The 19816-nt window shown below is 38.8% G+C and carries 13 protein-coding genes; all 13 read left to right on the top strand.

Annotated elements, in window-relative coordinates:
- Positions 1 to 7270 (top strand): non-ribosomal peptide synthetase (locus CRG97_RS01530; RefSeq protein ID WP_114149296.1); only part of this gene is annotated, 7270 nt, incomplete at its 5' end.
- 198 nt (positions 7271 to 7468) lie between these two features.
- The gene (locus tag CRG97_RS01535) at positions 7469 to 9211 is read left to right on the top strand and encodes an ABC transporter ATP-binding protein (RefSeq protein ID WP_098741432.1); all 1743 of its coding nucleotides are present in this window, start codon (positions 7469 to 7471) and stop codon (positions 9209 to 9211) included.
- Between the two features lie 72 nt (positions 9212 to 9283).
- Positions 9284 to 10348 (top strand): saccharopine dehydrogenase NADP-binding domain-containing protein, encoded by a 1065-nt coding sequence (locus CRG97_RS01540; protein ID WP_098741433.1) that lies wholly within the window; start codon positions 9284 to 9286, stop codon positions 10346 to 10348.
- A gap of 85 nt (positions 10349 to 10433) precedes the next feature.
- Positions 10434 to 11504 (top strand): DUF3810 domain-containing protein, encoded by a 1071-nt coding sequence (locus CRG97_RS01545; protein WP_098741566.1) that lies wholly within the window; start codon positions 10434 to 10436, stop codon positions 11502 to 11504.
- A gap of 81 nt (positions 11505 to 11585) precedes the next feature.
- Positions 11586 to 12344, top strand: coding sequence for a thioesterase II family protein (locus tag CRG97_RS01550; protein WP_098741434.1), 759 nt, complete (start codon positions 11586 to 11588; stop codon positions 12342 to 12344).
- 409 nt (positions 12345 to 12753) lie between these two features.
- Positions 12754 to 13137, top strand: a complete 384-nt coding sequence (locus CRG97_RS33950) for an AI-2E family transporter (RefSeq protein WP_272914343.1) — start codon at positions 12754 to 12756, stop codon at positions 13135 to 13137.
- A gap of 5 nt (positions 13138 to 13142) precedes the next feature.
- On the top strand, positions 13143 to 13451 hold the full coding sequence (locus tag CRG97_RS33955) for an AI-2E family transporter (protein WP_272914344.1): 309 nt from the start codon (positions 13143 to 13145) through the stop codon (positions 13449 to 13451).
- A gap of 502 nt (positions 13452 to 13953) precedes the next feature.
- Positions 13954 to 14859, top strand: coding sequence for an ABC transporter ATP-binding protein (locus CRG97_RS01560; RefSeq protein ID WP_098741435.1), 906 nt, complete (start codon positions 13954 to 13956; stop codon positions 14857 to 14859).
- A gap of 26 nt (positions 14860 to 14885) precedes the next feature.
- The gene (locus CRG97_RS01565; RefSeq protein WP_098741436.1) at positions 14886 to 15629 is read left to right on the top strand and encodes an ABC transporter permease; all 744 of its coding nucleotides are present in this window, start codon (positions 14886 to 14888) and stop codon (positions 15627 to 15629) included.
- Positions 15630 to 16802 carry a sensor histidine kinase gene (locus CRG97_RS01570; RefSeq protein WP_098741437.1) on the top strand — a complete coding sequence of 391 codons (1173 nt, stop codon included), beginning with the start codon at positions 15630 to 15632 and terminating at the stop codon, positions 16800 to 16802.
- Entirely contained in the window at positions 16803 to 17408 is a 606-nt protein-coding gene (locus tag CRG97_RS01575) for a response regulator transcription factor (RefSeq protein WP_098741438.1), read from the top strand.
- A 635-nt stretch (positions 17409 to 18043) separates the two neighbouring features.
- Positions 18044 to 18931, top strand: coding sequence for an AraC family transcriptional regulator (locus CRG97_RS01580; RefSeq protein ID WP_098741439.1), 888 nt, complete (start codon positions 18044 to 18046; stop codon positions 18929 to 18931).
- A gap of 15 nt (positions 18932 to 18946) precedes the next feature.
- Positions 18947 to 19690 (top strand): class I SAM-dependent methyltransferase, encoded by a 744-nt coding sequence (locus CRG97_RS01585; RefSeq protein ID WP_076322590.1) that lies wholly within the window; start codon positions 18947 to 18949, stop codon positions 19688 to 19690.
- Positions 19691 to 19816 lie beyond the last annotated feature (126 nt).

Genomic DNA, 19816 nt, shown 5'->3' on the forward strand with positions numbered 1-19816 from the left:
CAACCGAAAGGCAAATGCATTGGCATGGGAACTGATTTCGTTAGGTGTTAAGCCCAATGATAGAGTGGCCATCATGACTTCACTGGAAGCGGAAACGATTATTGGAATTTTAGGCGTGCTAAAGAGTGGAGCTTCCTATGTACCGATTGATCCAGCGACTCCGAAGGAACGAATAGAGCATATCCTGAACGATGCAGCACCCAAAGTCATATTAACAAGAGAGAAGAAGCTGGAAACGGAAATCCCATTCATCTCTATGAATCTTGAAGACCTGGGCGAGAAGGAGAAAAATCCAGCGTGTGCCGTTGAAAAAGACGACATAGCCTATGTGATTTACACATCAGGAACTACAGGAAAGCCCAAAGGCGTGGCGGTTACACGAGGCAATTTGGATCATTACTTGTCATATGCAGATAAAGAGTACCAGAAAGAAGCTTGTACTACGGTATTAATTACAAGCTTAAGTTTCGACCTCTCCGTAACTTCCTTGTTCTTACCGCTTATTAGTGGTGGATCTCTTCTATTAAAGGGAGGAGACACGGAGGAAAGGTTAAGTGCAGCATTCAAAGATAACAGGGTAACCTTCCTTAAACTTACCCCTTCACATTTAAAGATGCTGGAAACCTATGCAGACGGAGTAGATGTACCGAATTTAGAAACGTTGATTGTCGGTGGAGAAGAGTTACCCACAGATACGGCATGGAAAACGCAGAAGCTATTGGGTGAAAGCGTCAAGATTCATAACGAATATGGCCCTACAGAGACTACCGTAGGATGCTGTGACTATGTCTATTCCAGCGAAAAAGATAAGGGTTTAAGTGTAGGAATCGGACATCCCATTGCCAATATGCAGCTCTATATACTGAATGAGATGGAGTTATGTGGGGTAGGCATTCCTGGTGAGCTATGCATCGCCGGAGACGGAGTAGCCAAAGGATATCTAAACCAGCCTGAATTAACAGCGCAGAAGTTTATCGACAATCCATATGGAGAAGGGAAGTTATACCGCTCCGGAGATTTGGCGAGATGGCTGCCTGACGGAGAGATGGAATACCTGGGAAGAATAGATGAACAGGTTAAAATCCGAGGATACCGGATAGAGTTGTACGAGATCGAGAGCGTGCTAAGGAATCAGCCGGGTATATCTGATGTAGCCGTTGTTGCCTTGGAAGTAGGCGGTGACAAGCGTATATGTGCCTACCTGATCCCGACAAATCAAGAGCAGCAACTGGATATGTCTGGAATTAAAAATGATTTGAGAGACAAACTGCCCGAGTATATGTTACCTGGCTTTATGATGCAGATCGATGCCTTGCCACTGACTCCAAATGGTAAGCTGGATGCAAAGGCACTGCCAGAACCAAATGCATTAGCGGGACAGGAATATGTGCCACCCAGAACTAAAACAGAGAAAGTAATTACGGAAGTATTTGAAGAAATCTTAGGAGTATCTCCAATCGGAATAGAGGACAGTTTCTTTGAATTGGGTGGACATTCGTTAAAAGCGACGACAGCAATTAATGCCATAGAGAAAAAAACAGGGATTCGTTTGCCAGTAAAAGTGCTATTTGGTTCACCAACTCCTGCCGTGTTAGCGAAAAAGATAGAGGCCGCGGGAGAAGGCGCATATAGTCCAATACCCAAAGCAGAAGAGAGAGAAACTTATCCAGCATCCTCTACACAAAAACGATTGTTTATTCTCGATCAGATGGAAGGCAGTAGTACAGCGTATAACATGCCTTCAGCATTAGAAGTAACAGGTAACCTTGATTTAGAAAAAATACAACAAGCAATAGATCGCCTGATCGAGCGTCATGAGTCGCTGCGAACAAGTTTTGTAATGACAGAAGGAGAAACATTCCAAGTCATTGCAGACGAGGGATTCTACCCAGTGGAATATGAAGAGACCGACAGCTACAGCGAAGCAGATATGGAGCAATTTGTACGCCCGTTTGACATCGGAAAAGCACCACTTATGCGTTTTAAAGTAGTCAAAGAAAGAAATCGGAACAAATATATTTTACTATTTGATATGCACCATATTATTTCCGATCATAAGACGCTAAATATATTAATCGAAGATTTCTCACGATTGTATAACGGTGAAGAATTAAAACCACTTGAAATCCAATACAAAGATTATAGTGAATGGATGCGTGGTAGAAACCTGGAGAGTCAGAGAGACTATTGGAAAGAAGTATTTAAAGAAGAGGCACCCGTTTTGGATTTGGTGACGGACTATCCACGTCCGAAAACCCAAAGTTACAAAGGAGCACAAGTGTCTGTTCAACTTAGTAAAGAACAAAAAGTTGGAATTGAAAATATAAATAAACAAAATGGAACGACAGATTACATGACCTTACTGGCTGTATTTATGATAGAACTGCATAAATACAGCAGGCAACAAGATATAGTGGTAGGAACACCCATCTCAGGCAGGGTGCATCAGGATACCGAGACGATAGCAGGCATGTTTATAAATACGCTAGTAATGAGAGGATATCCAAGGGATGAAAAAACGTTCTTAGAATTTTTAAGCGAGATAAAAGAGCTGGCATTAAATGCGTATGAGAATCAAGAATACCCATTTGAAGAATTGGTAGAGGAAGTAGAAGTACGCCGTGATCTGTCACGCAATCCGCTGTTTGACGTTATGTTTACCATGCAGAATAACGAAGAAATCCATCTTGCGATGGGCGAAGCCCAAGTAGACATGTTGGGAATTCATTTCATTGATGCAAAATTTGATTTGGATTTACAAGCTACAGCGTATGAAGACGGGTACGCTTTAGATCTGGTATATTGTAGTGATTTATTTACCCAGACTTCAGCACAGGTCATACTGGAACATTTTAAGGTATTGCTAGATAGGGTTATTGCTAACCCTGAAATGAAATTGTCTGAACTACACATGGTCAGTGAGGTAGAACAACAAAGAATAATAACTGTTTTCAATGATACCCATACGGAGTATGCACAGAATCATACGGTAGTAGAACGATTCGAGAAACATACGGAACAGACACCCGAGAAGACGGTAATCGAATACGAAACGGGAGTACTTAGTTATGGAGAAGTAAACCGAAAGGCAAATGCATTGGCATGGGAACTGATTTCGTTAGGTGTCCAGCCAAATGATAGAGTTGCCATCATGACTTCACTGGAAGTGGAAACGATTATTGGAATTTTAGGCGTGCTAAAGAGTGGAGCCTCCTATGTACCGATTGATCCAGCGTTTCCGAAGGAACGAATAGAGCATATCCTTAACGATGCAGCACCCAAAGTCATATTAACAAGAGAGAAGAAGCTGGAAACAGAAATCCCATTCATCTCTATGAATCTTGAAGACCTGGGTGAGAAGGAGAAAAATCCAGAGTGTGCAGTTGAAAAAGACGACATTGCCTATGTGATTTACACCTCAGGAACTACAGGAAAGCCCAAAGGCGTGGCAGTCACACGAGGTAATTTGGATCATTACTTGTCATATGCAGATAAAGAGTATCAGAAAGAAGCTTGTACTACGGTATTAATTACAAGCTTAAGTTTCGACCTCTCCGTAACTTCCTTGTATTTACCGCTTATTAGTGGTGGATGTCTTCTACTAAAGAGAGGAGACACGGAGGAAAGGTTAAGTGCAGCATTAAAAGATAACAGGGTAACCTTCCTTAAACTTACTCCTTCTCATTTAAAGATGCTGGAAACCTATGCAGACGGAGTAGATGTACCGAATTTAGAAACGCTGATTGTCGGTGGAGAAGAGTTAACAACAGATACGGCATGGAGAACACAGAAGCTACTAGGAGAAAGCGTAAAGATTCATAACGAATATGGCCCTACAGAGACTACAGTCGGATGCTGTGACTATGTCTATTCCAGCGAAAAAGATAAGGGCATAAGTGTAGGAATCGGACATCCCATTGCCAATATGCAGCTCTATATACTGAATGAGATGGAGTTATGTGGGGTAGGCATTCCTGGTGAGCTATGCATCGCCGGAGACGGGGTTGCTAAAGGATATCTAAACCAGCCTGAATTAACAGCGCAGAAGTTTATCGACAATCCCTATGGAGAGGGTAAATTATACCGCTCTGGAGATTTGGCGAGATGGCTGCCTAACGGAGAGATGGAATACCTGGGAAGAATAGATGAACAGGTTAAAATCCGAGGATATCGGATCGAGTTGTACGAGATCGAGAGCGTGCTAAGGAATCAGCCGGGGATATCTGATGTAGCCGTTGTTGCATTGGAAGTAGGCGGCGACAAGCGTATATGTGCCTACCTGATCCCGACAAATCAAGAACAGCAACTGGATATGTCTGAAATTAAAAATGCTTTGAGAGATAAACTGCCCGAGTATATGTTACCTGGCTTTATGATGCAGATCGATGCATTGCCACTGACTCCAAATGGTAAGCTGGATGCAAAGGCCCTGCCAGAACCCAATGCATTAGCGGGACAGGAATATAGGTCACCAAGAACTAAAACAGAGAAAGTAATTACGGAAGTATTTGAAGAAATCTTAGGAATATCTCCAGTCGGAATAGAAGACAGCTTCTTTGAACTTGGTGGAGACTCTATTAAAGCGATTAAGGCAGTTTCGAAGTTACGGGAAAAAGGTTATAAGCTTTCTTTCGCAGCATTAATGTATCAGCAGACACCAAGAAAGATTGGGGAAAATATTCAAAAGGGAGAAGTAAGTCAAGTATACGAACAGGGAGAAATCAATGGAGAAAGTCCATTAACCCCTATACAACTAGAATTCTTCAATAAGTATCACGTCGTACCAAATCATTTTAATCAGGCCTTAATGTTAAGAAGTGATGAGCCGTTTGACATACCTAGTTTAAAGACAGCAATTACTGAAATCATTAAACATCATGACGCTTTAAGAAATGTATATGACGAACAACGTCAAATCACGCTGTCTACAGAGGAAAGCAAGCTATATGATTGGTATGAAAAAGATTATACAAAAGTGCAAGATGTATCGAAAGAGATAGAGTATGCCAGCGATAAATTACAGGCAAGCATAGACCTGGCCAAAGGACCCTTGGTAAAAATAGGGCTGTTCCATTCAGGCAATGGAGATCATTTACTAATTTGTGTACATCATCTGGTCATAGACGGTGTATCATGGAGAATTCTGCTGGAGGATTTATTTAGTGGATATCGACAAATACAAGAGACAGGTAAAATCACGCTGCCAATGAAAACAGCTTCGTACAAGGAATGGGCGAATGCTTTAACACAATATGCTAAGAGTGAAGTGCTTTCAAATGAAATAGCATACTGGAAAAATATATCAGATAAATCAAATAGTACTGAGACATTCAAGAGTACACAAACAGCAAGTGGTCAATATAAAAATAAAGTAGTGAAAGTGGACTCTGAAACGACGAAAAAGTTGTTACTTGAAGCTGGAAAGACATATAAAACAGAAATAAACGACTTGTTACTGGCATCGCTGACCATTGCGGTAAAAGAATGGAGAAACTCTAAGTACCTAACCATAGAAATGGAAGGTCACGGTAGAGAGACAATAGATAAAGAGATCGTCATCGATCGTACAGTTGGCTGGTTTACAAGTGTATATCCTATTATTTTGGAGACAAAAGATACTGTTGAAGAAAGCATTTTTGAGACAAAAAAAACATTGAGACAGGTCCCTAATCATGGAATTGGATATGGAGTTTTGAGATATCTTGGTGAGCATAGTGGACTTGAGATGAGCGCAGCAATAACATTCAATTATCTTGGAGAATTGGATAACGAGATAGACAGAATTGAAGGAATATCCATGTCGGAAATGCCATTAGGAAGAAGTATGTCAGAAAAAAATTCATCAGGAATGGGATTGTCTCTCAATGGGGCTGTTTTAAATGGGCAACTTGAATTTGACATAATATATGATACTGGATTGTATACTGACGAAGATGCTCAAACATTTGTGTTGGCATATGAAAGAGCAATTAAGGGTGTTGTCGAAACGTGTTTAACCAGAAAAGGAACAGTAAAGATGCCATTAGATGTAACATTTATTGGTGATAACCGTGATGGCGATCTAAAGTGCATGATACAAAAACAGCTGAATTATTATGGAGATAACTATATTAAAACACGTTCTACTTTAGAATGTCCTGTATTGACAGGCCATGAAGATTTCTTGCGACCAGATACAGAAATTATTACTGAAATCATAAGAATAGAAGGAACGGCAGAGAATGCTTCTTTGTCAGTCAGAGAAATCATTTCCAGGCATGGGGCATTAAGAACAAAATTAAATCAAAAAATGACCTATTTAGAAGAATACGATTATTCAGATGAATGGGAAATTCCAGTAGTGAAAGGAACCTTAGCATTATCTGCGGAACGATTTAAGGGAATTGTGAGTGAAATGAATTTTCTAACTGACGATAAGCTGTTATCTAGATTTTTAATCGTAGAAATAGATGCAGATAATTGCTTAGTACTTAGTGCAATTCATCATTTAATATGGGATGGAGTCTCACAAGATTTGTTTAAGGTTATGCTTCATGAAACTTTGAACAACAGACTTAACACTCCCTATAACTATTCTTTCATAGAATATTGCAAAATGATTAAAAAGAAAGTTGATGAACTGGAAATTTCTAATAATCAAGAGTCTAACATGGAAGAGTATATTGAAGTTGCTAAAAAATCAGCTAACTTAGTCTCTCGACGAGACACTAAGAGGTCTACAGAAATTCATGTAAAACTAAATGAGTTACAATATCAGAAATTTAGTGAACAACCCATTAATACTGCAGCAGAATTTATATCAAGGCTTATGTATAGTGACTTATCTGAAGAATTAAATAACATACCTGTTTCTGTTTTGACACATAACAGAGATGAATTCAATAAGGGAATGTTGGGGCTAACTTTAAATTTAGATTATTCAATTTATGATAGGAAAAGTAAAATGCAAAAACAGCTTTTATCAGCATCAGAAAAATCGAGTATTAATCAATCTGCAATTACAGAAAAGTTGTTTCTTATAGCACAAAAGTACGGTTTTAATGAAATGTCCAATCGCATTCCAATCATTAATTATCAGGGAGTCCTTGATAAGTTTGCAAGTAGAGATGACATATCATTAGAGAAGATGTTTTTACAAACACAGATTATAGAGTCTGAAGATTTTGGAGTGAGCATGCACTTCTACATTCAAAATAGTACTCTAATTGCTCGCATTACAGGCATTACAATTGAAGAAGAGCTCCTTAATGATGTCATGAAGAATATTTAATGTTGTATCTTACCCATAAACCACCTGCTATGCAGGTGGAGGGGGCGTAAAAGGACATGTGATGCTGGATCATGTGCATATGCTTATGGCGGTCCCACCCAAAATATCTGAAATATGCACATGATCTAGCAATAAACAATTGGAGTGTAAATTAGACATGCTCTAAATGAAATTGGAAACAAGAAGAGGGCTTATAGTATGAATGGAAAAATTTCAAAAAGTATATACCAAAAGAATATAGGCTTATTTATTTTGTCCTGCTTACTTGGTATTGTGACATCTATTCTGTTTATTGCACTGGCGATTATACTACAAAAGTTTATTGATTATTCTATTAATAAAGATATAGACAATATCATTAAGGTGACTACTGTTTCAGTTATTTTATTGCCTTTAGGTGCAGTGGGAATGTATGTGGGGTATGCTGTTAAAAATTTATATACAAAAAGGGCAACGTTAAACCTGAAAAATACCCTTGTTGAAAATATTTTACGGTTAGATATGAGAAGTTTCAACAAGGAGAGTAATGGAACTTACATATCACGATTGTCAAATGATATAACTATAATTCAAAACGATTATATAAAAGGGACCGTGGAAATATTTGTTCAGCTAGCTATGCTTGTAGGTGGAGTGCTTGCGATGTTTATCATTAATTCATTCCTTGCATTGAGTATATTACTCACTTGTATCATTCCACTTGCAGTTTCGAGTATATTTAATAATCGTATGCAAAAAGCACAAGGTGAAGTGGCTGAGCAAAATAAAAGTTATGTATCTTTCATTAAAGATATATTGTCTGGAAATCAGGTTGTTAAGAGCTTTAACATCGAAAAAGAGATTTTTGAAGGGGCAAAGGCAAAGGCGAACAAGCAGGAAAAAGCAAAAATGGTATACGAAAATCTGCTGTCACTCATTATGTCACTTACTGATATTTCAACATTTCTTGTTGCTGTAGTCATATTTATTGTGGGAACTCAGCAGCTAATGAAAGGGGAAATTACAGTAGGAGAGATTATGGCTTTTATTCAATTATTAAATTGCGTAACAGTTCCCATTAATCGACTCATAACTGGTTTTACCAAAAGGCAGGCCAGTCGGGCTTTATTAATGAATTTCAATAAAATAGGAGAGGCAAAAACGGATCAAACTCAAAGAGTTGATATTCCTAAATTTAGTAATAAAATTTCTTTAAATGGGCTTTCATTAAGCGTAGATGGGAAAAAAATTTTAGATGATATTAATTTTGAATTTGAATATGGAAAGTCTTATGCAATTGTAGGAACAAGTGGGAGTGGAAAGACAACCTTATTAAAGATGTTGACTGGGTTTTATGATGGGTATGAAGGAGATATCAGGTATGACGGGGTTGATCTTGAGAAAATAAGTGATCAGTCCATTTTCCAAAATGTTAGTTTTATTCATCAGGACTGTTTTATCTTTGATGATACGATTGAACAAAATATTAAATTGTTTCGTGAATGTGACACAGATGAGTTTGAGCAAGTAATAAAGAGGAGTATGCTACAGAAATTGATTAATGACAGAGGCGGCTTTGATGTATTATGTGGAGAAAATGGAATCCATTTTTCAGGTGGGGAAAAACAGAGAATTTCTATAGCAAGAGCACTCCTGAGAAAATCACCTATATTACTTATGGACGAGGCGACTTCAGCGTTGGACAATCAAACAGCTAGTGACCTTGAGTGTATGTTAAGTGAAATGCAGGGCATTACGAGAATTTCCATTACACATAGGCTGGATGAATCAATTCTTAGTGGATATGATGAAATTGTTTTATTGAATAATGGAAAAATTGAAGAACACGGAACGTATCATGAATTAATGGAAGCCAAACAAAGATTTTATGCATTGAGTATGTTGAGTAGACATAATAATGATCTTTTAATAGAGAAAGGTATAACGAGTCTTGTATTTTAAATCTCAATGTATGTATGAAATAAGTTTTTGGACTGTTTTATGCTTGTATAAGATGAAAGGGGTGTCGTACGGATGGAGCAAATCGCAGTTGTTGGGTGTGGCGGAATGATCGGTGAAGTCATCTGTAAGAACTTAAGTGAAGACTTTATAGTTAAGGGCGGACAGCGGCGTGAACCTACAGCATTATTGAATCTTAATAATTTTAACTACCACTTTTTGGATATTTTTGACTGGGAGAACTTGATTACATTCTGTGCTGATTGTACGGTTGTCATTAATTGTGCAGGGCCTGAATTTGTAATTAAAGATAGAGTTGCTCAGGCAGCTATGAAAGTAGGAGCAAAATATGTTGATGCTTCCAACGCTTTATTATTGAGTCAGGAGCAAAAGCTAGAGCTTAAAGCTAACGGTGTAAATTACATAGGAGCTGGTTTTTGTCCTGGAATTACAGGTCTGCTATTAAAACGAGTGATAAATCATTTACTGGACGAAACTAAGTCTGTGAATTGTTATATTGGTGGTGCGGAACATTATACGAAAACTTCTATCTCAGATATATTAATGAGTGGGCATAGTGTAATTGGAAAAACAGACTCTTATTGGAGTGATCATTGTGTTAAAACGGAAAATATAAATATGATGCAGAAAGAATTTGTACCTGAAGTGGATGTCCCTGTCTATAAGAAACCGTATTTAAGTCAAGAGATAATTGATATTTTAGAAGTTAGTTCGGTACAAGAACTTCACTGGTACAATATAGCAGCAAATGATTATATTTTTCGTTTGGCAATGCAATTTTATCAAATGCAACTTGAGTCTTCGGTTGAAGAAGCAATGAAAAAACTAGACATTAGTTTAGAGGAGCAACCTAAAGAGGAATGGATAGCTTTAGTCATTGATGCTACAGGAGTGAAAAGTGGAAAGAATGTTAGGTGCAGATTGAATTTACAAATGGAAACGAGTTCAGAGCTAACAGGTACAGTGGCTGCTGAAATCGCCCGACAAGCTATTTCAAGTAATAGACCTAATGGTACCTACTGGGCTTATGAAGTACTTCCTATAGATTTTATGAATCAATATGTTTTTTCTAATAAACATGATTTTTATGAGGAAAAGTATATTGAAATAAAGAAATAATATTACTATGTTACATTGCGTACATCCTATATTTATTGGATAGGAGGAGTACATTATAAAAAAGCTTTTACTTAAGAGATTGCCGTTGATCTCACTTGGAGTTATAGCTTATATACTGACAAAATACGCGCAGAACCATCAGGATTGGGCGGAAAAATACAGTAGGTCTGTATATCCGTTATTGTCAAAAGCAGTAGGATTTGTACCCTCTTGGGTCAAATTTTCTGTTAGTGAATGGCTCGTAGTGTTGGTTGTGTTACTTTTGCTATTTTATATCGTTTATTATGTGCGCAAGGTTATCATGAGTAAAGGTGTACGTAGGATGGTAGTTTATCGTGGTACTTTAGGAATAGTTACGATCTGTAGCGTGATATATTTTTGTTATACTATTTTGGGTGGAATAAACTATCACAGATATTCTTTTTTGTCTCATACCGAATATAAAGAAGAGAACTACAGCAAGGAGGAACTGGTCAAATTGAGTAAGTCGCTTGCCGTTGAAATGGAATTGGCAAGGGAAAAGTTAGCGGATACTGATCTTTTGGCTCAAGTACCAGAGGTTTTTGATTATTATGCACAACACGCAGTGTTCTCGTTGCAAATGTTATCAAAGAAATATCCTATTTTGGAGCATTCTTTATATTCAACACCAAAACCAGTGGTGATGTCAAAACTAATGTCGTATGCAGGGATACGTGGTATTTTTGTCCCTTTTACTTATGAATCCAATATTAATGTTAATATGCCAGTTTTCTTGGTGCCTGCTACTATGGCACATGAATTGGCACATCAGAGTGGTTTCATGCATGAGGATGAGGCTAATTTTATAGCTTATTTGGCATGTAAGCAGCAGGATGATCCAATGATACTTTATAGTGGTTTTTTTCTAGCATTTGATTATTCTATATCTGAGCTAAAAAAGGTTGATCCAGATAAGGCGTCTGATATAATGTCCAGTCTGTCCAAGGCGGTGCAGCATGATATAGAACAAAATGAGCAGTACCGGGATAAGTATGAGGGTGTTATTTCAAGTATTTCAAGAAATGTAAATGACGTATATCTGAAGGCGAATAATCAGACAGACGGTTTGAATAGCTATAGTGATATGGTAAATTTATTGCTGGCAGAGCAGCGAGGGATAGAGAAGTATAATTAAATAAAGTATAGAAATGTTTTGTTACATATGGTTGTATCTTGAATATTTATTGGTTTATATAGTAATTATAGTGGGCTCAAGTTGAACATAGGAGTGAGTGAAATAAATAAAATAAAAGTATTTCCTATTCCATATGCTGGAGCATCGGTAAATGTATATTATGAATGGAAAAAACTACTGCCCGATAGATATGAATTGTTTATGAGTGAATTGGCTGGAAGAGGAACTCGATTCAGAGAGCCTTGCTACCAGTCTGTTGGTGAAGCAAGTGAAGATATCGCCAAAAGAATAAGTGAACAATTAGAATATGACGATGAATATGTTATATTTGGACACAGTATGGGAGCCTTATTGACTTATGAGATATATTATAAACTTAAGCAAATGGGAACTAAGGAACCAAGGCATCTGTTTTTTTCTGGGCGAAATGCTCCACATATTTTTGAAGAGAGAGAAGACATTGAAAATATGACTAATGAAACTTTCTTGCAAAAGGTAGAACAATATGGGGGAATACCAGAGGAGTTTTATACAAAAGAGATTATGGATATGTTTCTTCCGATTTTGCGAGCAGATTTTATAATTTTGGACAATTATAAGTTTCAACCCAAAGCAGAAAAAATAAGTTGTGGAATAAGCGTTTTTTATGCGGATAATGATTTTTCGACTCATATCAAAGAAATTCATAAATGGAGCGAAGTTGTTGAAGGGAATGTGAAATTTCATGAATTTAAAGGAGAACACTTTTTTTTGAATCGGTATCCTAATGATATTGTAAATACTATTGTTAAAGATACAGAGACTCAAAATATTTATTGTAATATGGTTGATGATATGTAAAATAGTTAATACTGTTCTAGCTTGAACGTTCCCCTCACCTCCATTGTTAAAACCCCGTCCCAATAAGGGCTGGGTGTACAAACGGCAAACATTTGCTTTAATTAAAGGCTATGTTAAATCTTATTGTTGTTGTTTTTCCCCAAAAGAAAACCGCCTTATGTAAAAAGGCAGTTAATTAAACTATCGTATCTCGTTATCGTAACGATTTAGCTTATCAAAATTATATTTTATTGTATTTGCTATTTCAATTAATGTTTGGTAATCGTATAACGGTTCAAGATTGTTGTTTTTCCCTGAAATAAGAGAGTAAGTTAAACCCTCGTTTCTCCAATAGATAGCACTTACATGTCCGTCTCCTTGGTCCCATGTTTGTGAACCGTCTGATTTATATTTTTCCATTATCAAATTCTTGAATACACCTCAGTCGGATGAAATTGCTGAGCTTGTCTCCTCCGCGCTTGGTAAGCTGGAATTAGAGCAGTACGGAAGCCAGGCACTAAATTATATTCTGAAGATAGGCAAATGGGCCGAGGTTATCATTTTTGTTATTGTATTGAGCTACTTCTACTTAATCCAGAAGAAAACAGTCAATGACTTTACAGATAAGTTGAGCAAAAGCAAAATAAGCTGGGCTTACAATGAGTTTAAATATTTTGGCCAAAAATTCACCTCTTCCTTCGGTAAAGTGATCGAGGTGCAACTGATGATCGCTTTGTTGAACACGATTCTAACGACGATCGGGTTGTCGATTTTGGGCTACCCTTACTTGTTCGCCCTAACGAATTTTTACTAAGCCTTGTGCCGGTAGTCGGTGTTGTTATTTCCTTCATTCCGATCAGTATTATCGGTTACCAGATTGGCGGTTTCACAACGGTCATTTGGGCGATTGTCATGATCTTGATCATCCATGCAGTGGAGACATACTTCTTAAATCCGAAGCTGTATGCTCACAAAACGAAGCTGCCGATGTTCTACACCTTTATTGTTCTTATTTTCTCCCAACACTTCATGGGGACTTGGGGGCTTATTATCGGGATTCCGATCTTTATGTTCCTGCTTGATATATTCGAAGTTGATCAAAATAACGGGAATAATCAACAGCCTTAAAAAGAGAAGATGGGGACAATAATTCGATTTCCCTCGCCTCCATACAAAAGAATTAAATCCACAACCGCCTGAGGTTGTGGATTTTGCTTTTTCACGGTACTTGCAGCTTTAAGATAAGCCTCGCATGTTCACACCTGAACTCGGGAAGCAGTTGACGCAGACTTCTTCTGTATGAGGCACAAACGTATTTGATGTGAAAACGGTAATTTAAAACTATATCCTTTTATACAGAGATAAAGTCCTGTCTTATTGTATGATAGTGACCCATAAAGCCTTATATATAGGCTTTTCTATAAAAAAAGGAGCGGGGTTCATCATGAGGATTTCTACCTGGATTAAAGCATGAGCGAAGGGCCTAGAGGTCCTTCTTTTATTGCTTTCTTTTTTTCTGACATTTGTCATATCCGGCTTGTGACAACCCACACTAATTGAATCTCGCGCTTTTTCAATATAATGAGGACATCAAGTAACGAAAGAAGAAATTAGCGGAGGTTAGGACAAAATGACAAAGGCGATTGAATGTATAAATCTAGTAAAGAAATTCGGCGATTACTGTGCCGTTGATCATATGAATCTATCATTTGAGAAAGGTCAAATAACAGCATTGCTCGGACCGAATGGTGCAGGCAAGACAACAACCATTTCCATGATACTCGGAATGATCAAGCCAACATCAGGAGAAGTCAGGGTCTTGGGGATGCCGTCTGGAACAAAAGAATTACGGCAGCGTGTTGGAGCGCTTTTGCAGGATGTTAAAGCAGCAGATGGACTTACGGTCAAAGAAGTGCTTCAATTGTTCCGCAGTTATTATCGTAATCCGATGTCGCTAGAGCGATTGTTAGACATTTCGGGTCTCCACGCGGATCAGAAACGGCGGGCATCCACGCTGTCTGGAGGACAACGCCGTAGATTAGCTTTCGCCCAAAGCTTGGCGGGGAATCCAGAGCTTCTCCTGCTTGATGAACCAACCGTCGGAATGGATATCGAGGCTCGTGGTCGCTTTTGGGACACCATTCAAGCGCTGGCAAGTGACGGACGTACTGTGCTCTTAACTACACATCATTTAGACGAAGCTGATGCTGTCGCAGATCACATCGCAGTCATCGCCAGTGGACAGGTTGTTGCGGAAGGGACTCCAGAACGTCTAAAGGCTCAAACAGCGCTTAGAACCGTTTCATTTCGAGCGGCGAACGCGCCAGCGGAGCAGGAATGGCTCACATTACCTGGTGTAGAACAGGCAGAATGCAACGGCGAGCGAATTCGTCTGTATGCTCAAGAGACCGATGTATTGTTATTTAAACTGATGCAGTCTGAATGGGGAATTTCCGATATTGATATACAATCTGCCAGTTTAGAAGATACATTCCGAAGTCTTACAGGCTCAAATAAACAAACGATTATACGATAATAAACATTTTTAGGAGGAAAATAGCTATGTTACATATGTTTGTTGCCCAGACCAAAGCAGAAAGTATACGAATTATCCGTAGTCCATTCTTCTTACTCTTCTCCATTGCGATGCCGCTTGCTTTCTACTTTTTATTTGCGAGTATGAATGGGGTAGATAAATCGATTCAATCAACAACTTGGGGTGTCTTTTCATTGATGTCGATGACTGCATTCAGTTTGATTGGTACAGCCGTATCTCAATTCGGTATCCGTCTATCATTCGAGCATCAAGATGGGTGGGTACGCCTGTTGAAGCTGACTCCACTATCTCCTGCAGTCTGGATTGGCAGCAAAATTGTATCGCAAATGGCTGTTCACTTGATCGTCATTGTTGTTATATTTTTATCTGCTGGCCTTGTTCATGATATACAATTGACAGCCGGGCAATGGATTTTATGCGGATTATGGTTATGGATCGGGAGCATATCTTTTCTGGCGCTTGGTGCCTTGTTAGGAACGCTTAAAAATGCGAATACCTCCGTTGCCATCGGAAATGTATTACAGATGGGGCTTGCAATTGTGGGGGGGCTTTGGATGCCGCTTAGTACTTTGCCGAGCTGGATGGGCTCGGTCGGGGAATGGCTTCCATCTCACCGTTACGCTAATGGGGCATGGAATATGATCGCTGGAAAAAATCCAGCAAGTATTGATTTCATAATTTTGACAGGATGCGGTCTCCTCTTTATGCTACTATCAATCTATATATATAATCGACGGGATGCGGTCTAATTGAATAGAGAAAAGTGGCGTCTCTTTCCAAAATCGGAAGGAGTCGCTCCTTATATTTTGTTAACCAATTTAATGATACCCATGTACTTTTTACTCTATGAGCCATCAAGTATACAGTGGCTTGGCTTTGTTCTGTTAGGCATATTCGTTCTATCGTTTCGACAATCCTACTTTTATGCAAAGTGGGCCACGCCAATATTGATCGTTCAGGTGGGTATACTTCTAATTTTAGCAGCTGTATTTCACCCTATGTATACATTTATAGGTTTTATGATAGCTGCTCCGCTGAGCAAACAAAAGCTGCCGATATTACTCTCTATAACGATCGTTTTCACTGTAGCTATGGGATTTATCGCTGTTCCTTACTTGGATCGGATGGGCAGCCTAGTATGGATAGGGTTGGTGCCTATGTTTGGCATCTGTATTCTGCCGTATATTATTCGAACTTCGACTCGATTTCAACAGAAGTCTGCGCGGTTGCGGGCAGAAACTGCTGAACGAATGGCACAGCAGGAGGAGCGCCAGCGGATCGCACGTGAACTCCATGATACATTGGGCCATACGCTGTCATTAATCGCATTAAAAGGGGAAGTCGTTGAAAAATTGGTCAATCGCCATCCCGAGAGAGCGATAGCAGAGGCTCGTGAAATACGAGAAACGGCACGCGCAGCCTTGAAACAAATGCGAGAATTGGTTACGGAGATGAAAGTTACATACTTCGCTGACGAATATAAGCATGCTGTATCGTTATGTTCAGCTGCGGGTATACCGCTTTTTTTTCAATATCAATCGATTTCAGATCCCAGATCTTCTCATGTAGGGACGGAAGACGCATTAGTGAACAATCAGCTTCCGTTAACACCCTTGCAGGAGACGATTTTGGCGATGTGTTTTCGCGAGACGATTACAAATGTGGTTCGACATAGCCGAGCAACAAGTTGCAACGTTCTTCTCGACATTCAGGAAGGGGAAGTTCGTGTATCTGTAAGTGATGACGGTATTGGGGCAGATATGGATCAATTCTATACTAGCAGTAATGGACTCGCCGGTTTACGGCAGCGGTTGGTTATGATCGACGGGCGTATGTCGCTGTCCTCATCCTCAGGCAAGGGGACGGAAGTCACCTTACATATACCTAGGGTAATACGAAATGAAAAGGTAGGTAGTGCTTAGATGATTCGTATTGTTTTGGCAGAAGATCAAAAGTTATTAAGGGGAGCACTGGCAACCTTACTCTCCTTAGAAGATGATATTGAAGTAGTCGGACAAGCTGAAAATGGGGAAGAAGTGATGTCCATGATTCAGCAATATGAACCCGATGTAGCTGTTCTGGATATTGAGATGCCACTAAAAACGGGGTTAGATATTGCGGAATTGGTTCAAAAAAACAAGTTAGCTTGTCGAGTCATCATCTTGACGACATTCGCGCGTCCTGGATATTTCCAGCGGGCTATGCAGGCAGGAGTTTATGGATATCTTCTCAAAGATACGGGCAGCGAGGAACTGGCTGATGCGATTCGTCGGGTGTATGATGGGAAACGTGTCATCAATTCAGAATTGTCGCTCGCGGTATGGGATGATCCATGTCCTTTATCACCCAGGGAGCGCGAAGTCATGAAGTTGGCTGCCCAAGGCTTAGTTCTTCAAGATATTGGAGCACAGCTGTTTCTATCCTATGGAACGGTACGGAACTATATGTCAGAAGCGATTGGGAAGCTTGGGGCAAATACACGGATTGAGGCGATAGATATTGCACGTAGCAAGGGATGGTTGGATTAAGGAGAACTCCGAGGTAATGGAGGTAAGCGGATCAACCCTCTTAAGAGATGATGCAGCCAGCCCATAGAGAGCTTTAGAAGCTCTCTTTTTTTATGATCCGCTACTTAGCGTACCGTAACCTAATCAATACACTTCGGCGAATTGTGGTTTTACACAGTCACGGTTCGTCTCCACCATCATAAACACCATCCGCATGAGGATGGTGTTTTTGCATTTTATTATTTTGAAATCATGATGCAATGATCTTCAATGATCGTAGCCGCTTGTTGACGATCAAATCGATGATTAACCATGTTACCTTGAAATCCTCGGTGAATATTTCCAAGAAAAGTCAACACGAGTTGCAAAGATGTCAACACCGAAAACCATCCGTGTTAACACTAAAAACCAATGGTATAATCCAAGATGGAGACTAGCTTTTATATTTCTCCAGTCGTATTAGATAACAATTAATTACTATTATAGTTGGAACACAAAGACATAAAATTGTACTAATAGCATGATTTGCATTAATACTAATTGCAAAACATGCTATTTGTCGTTCCTCGGATCTCTCTTTGCAGCTCAAAAATTATAGCAAGCTAGGAACAGCAAAATGATTGTTTTATCCTTATAATAAGCTCAGAGGTGGTAGTATGCAGTACAACAAAATCATTGATCAGAGCATAACTTATATAAAAGACCACATAAACGAGGAGCTTTCCGCTGAAAAAATAGCAAATCAAGTAGGATATTCAACTTTTCATTTCTGTAGGATTTTTTCACTAGTAAAAGGGATTCCGTTAATGGAATATGTAAGGAAATATCGTTTGTCAACGGCAAGGATTGAACTTACTGACAACCGGAAAATATTGGATGTTGCCTTACATTATGGATTTGAATCTGCAAGCGGATTTTCAAAATCATTTCGTCAAGAATTTGGGTATACTCCAACGTCATATAAAATCAGAATGGCGGATAACGATAACGCATTCGTTAAAAATATTCGAGAAGCATTGAATCCCCCAAAAATTGTTAAAAAAGGTGCTTTTAAGTTAGCTGGATATGGAATGCATACGAACATGGCAGATAATTATAGCCATCAATTTGCGGCTTATTGGGACTCATGTGATGAATCAAATTTAGAAGAAAAGCTTTATGAACAATTGAAACCACCAAAACATGGTGAAGTTGGAGTATGGCTGCCTTATCAGAACGAAGGAAATGCCATCTATCTATTTGGCGTTATTGTCAATGATTTCAGCCAAGTAACCTCTGATATGGTGGTTGCCGAAATCCCAAGCGCTACTTACGCCGTTTTCACTACTCCGCCCATCAACAATCTAGCAACTGCCACAACATACGAGAAAGACCCATTATCCGTAGTCATTAAGGAGACCTGGAGATATATTTTTACAGAATGGTTTGATCAGAACAAATATGAGCTGGATGAATCTCATTTTCCATTTGAATATTATGATGAACGTTGCCATGCCTCTGAGAACTCAATCATGGAAATTTATGTACCAATAAAAAAAGCATAGAAAGAAGTTGACGATATGTTTACTGAATATGGTGAGTTGAGTACCAAGCTATATCAATTAACCAAGCCTGCCGGATATTCGATTGATGGTGATTTAGAGTATTATTTTGATCATTTGAAAAATACCAAAGGTAAAATACTGGAAGCCGGTGTTGGCACTGGCAGAATGATGATCCCTCTTCTCCAGAAAGGACTTAATGTAGAGGGTGTAGACGTGTCTGAGGATATGTTAAAACAATGTAGAGCAAATATGGTAGCTACAAATGTAAAAGGAACTCTGTATCAAGGAGATCTTACGAATCTTCGTCTGCCAGAGAAATACGAAGCGATAATCATGCCGACTGGCAGCTTCTGTCTGTTACCGCGCAATCGTGTTAAAGACGTACTACATTCTTTTTATCAGCATCTTGATAAACAAGGGAAAATTATTATTGATTTAGAATTACCAACAGGTTTTATTCCATATAAAATTTCGACAAGTCCATTTTCGATTGATGATGATTCTGGCATTCTATTTACCTCAACGACTCAGGGAATAGATTGGCATCAACAAAAAACTAGCTCCATTCATCGATACGATCTACTCAAAAAAGGCAAGATTCAACAAACGGAAATATCGAATTTTGTGCTCTATTGGTACGGAATCGAAGAATTTCAGCTTTTGCTAGAACATGAAGGATTTATATCTATTGAGTATCAACTTGGATACGGGAAAAACTCATATTCTTCACTTATCACCTTTTTTGCAAGCAAAGAATAATATTGGAAATTTTTTAATTAATAGCTTAGTGACGAACGCAAACCAATTTATCTTTTAATCTGTCACCCTACTTTTCATTGTTTTAGACGCTTTTTAATGAGCGTAACATAGAGCCGATATTCAGTG

It is taken from the genome of Paenibacillus sp. EZ-K15 (genome assembly GCF_002573715.1).
Classification (GTDB): Bacteria; Bacillota; Bacilli; order Paenibacillales; family Paenibacillaceae; genus Paenibacillus_AQ.

Coding starts and splice junctions, on each gene's coding strand:
- CRG97_RS01565 (WP_098741436.1), top strand. CDS start 14,886: ATGTTACATATGTTTGTTGCCCAGACCAAAGCAGAAAGTATACGAATT.
- CRG97_RS01580 (WP_098741439.1), top strand. CDS start 18,044: ATGCAGTACAACAAAATCATTGATCAGAGCATAACTTATATAAAAGAC.
- CRG97_RS01535 (WP_098741432.1), top strand. CDS start 7,469: ATGAATGGAAAAATTTCAAAAAGTATATACCAAAAGAATATAGGCTTA.
- CRG97_RS01560 (WP_098741435.1), top strand. CDS start 13,954: ATGACAAAGGCGATTGAATGTATAAATCTAGTAAAGAAATTCGGCGAT.
- CRG97_RS01585 (WP_076322590.1), top strand. CDS start 18,947: ATGTTTACTGAATATGGTGAGTTGAGTACCAAGCTATATCAATTAACC.
- CRG97_RS01575 (WP_098741438.1), top strand. CDS start 16,803: ATGATTCGTATTGTTTTGGCAGAAGATCAAAAGTTATTAAGGGGAGCA.
- CRG97_RS01540 (WP_098741433.1), top strand. CDS start 9,284: ATGGAGCAAATCGCAGTTGTTGGGTGTGGCGGAATGATCGGTGAAGTC.